A 1,288-nucleotide genomic window follows, 5' to 3' on the forward strand; every position below is an offset into this window, starting at 1 on the left:
GACCCACTGGGCCGGAGAGGCGCTCCGCGGCTCCCACGTGCGGTCGATGCTGCTCCGTGCCATGCACGAGGCCACCAGCGCGCCCGGACCGGCGCGTGGGTGAAGGCCACGCGCACCTCCCCGCTGAGCCCCACCGGCGGGGAGGCATCGCCGGGCAGGCGGCCGCCGCAGCCGTCGCACATGACCAGTGAGGCGCGCCAGGGACCCGGCGCACCCCGCCACCACGCCCGCACCGACCTCGTGGCGAACACCGCCGACGAGACGGCCGGCAGCACGGTCCCGGCCCGCCAGACCCACTCGCCCGCCTGGGCGAGCCCGAGCGTGGTGACCGCCGCCGCCATGCCGAGCAGGAGCGCCGCCGCGGCGGACAGGGCCAGCACCGCCGCCAGCCCGCGGTCCGCTGCCAGCACCCTGCCGAGGCCCAGGGCGGGACCGGCCCCGCGGTACGCCCAGCCGAGCACGAGCGGCACGGCGAGCGCGGCGAGCACCCAACGCCGTTCGTCCAGGACCGCCGCCGCCAACACGACCGCCACCGGCACCGACCAGACCCGGCCCGCCACCAGCCAGAGGGTCACGTTGACATCCCGCCTGGCCGTACGGTCGTCACCGGCCGCGGCGAACTCGGCCAGCGCCCTGACCGGCCGCCCGCGCCAGGCATCGACGAGCACGCGCAGGACGAGCAGCACGGCGCCGTTGAGGAGCACCAGCCCGGCGAGGCCCGCCCAGAGCACCCCCGTGGCGTCCGGCGGCGGTCCGGCCAGGAGCGGTGGGACCTCCGCTGGGAGGGTGGCGACGACCGCGACGTACGCGGCCACGACGACCAGGGTGATCAGGATCGACGTGCCGAGCCAGAGGTCGCGGGCGAGCATGCCGGGCACGTACGACCAGAGCCCGACCCGGTGCGCCTGCCTGAGGGTGATCGCCAGGACGGCGAGCGGCACCAGCCCGCCACCGATCCTCGCCACGCCTGCCAGGCCGAACCCGAACTCCGCCGCGCAGACCGCGACGAGGGCGACGGCCAGCAGGATGCGGATCTGCCGCGACCACGCCTCCAGGGCGCGCCTGGCCCGGCCCGTCTCACGGGGGTCGACCGGCCAGGCGGGGTCGTGGTGGGCGCGTGGGCGCTCCCAGCGCAGCCAGGTCAGGCCGAGGTTGATCCTGGCGCCGGGATGGTCGGGCAGGCGGCGCAGCGCGTCGCGGTAGGCGGCCTGTCCATGTGCAGGAAGAGGCCGTGCGCGTGCGCGAACTCCGCGAGCTCGACGACTTCGTCGGCGGTGTAGCAGGTGCC

General features: G+C 76.7%; 1 pseudogene. It reads right to left on the bottom strand.

Annotated elements, in window-relative coordinates:
* Nucleotides 1-1,288: pseudogene (locus ABZ260_RS51230) on the bottom strand (hypothetical protein); the annotation flags it as partial.

Origin of the sequence: Streptosporangium sp. NPDC006013 (genome assembly GCF_040614275.1) — a bacterium.
GTDB lineage: Bacteria > Actinomycetota > Actinomycetes > Streptosporangiales > Streptosporangiaceae > Streptosporangium.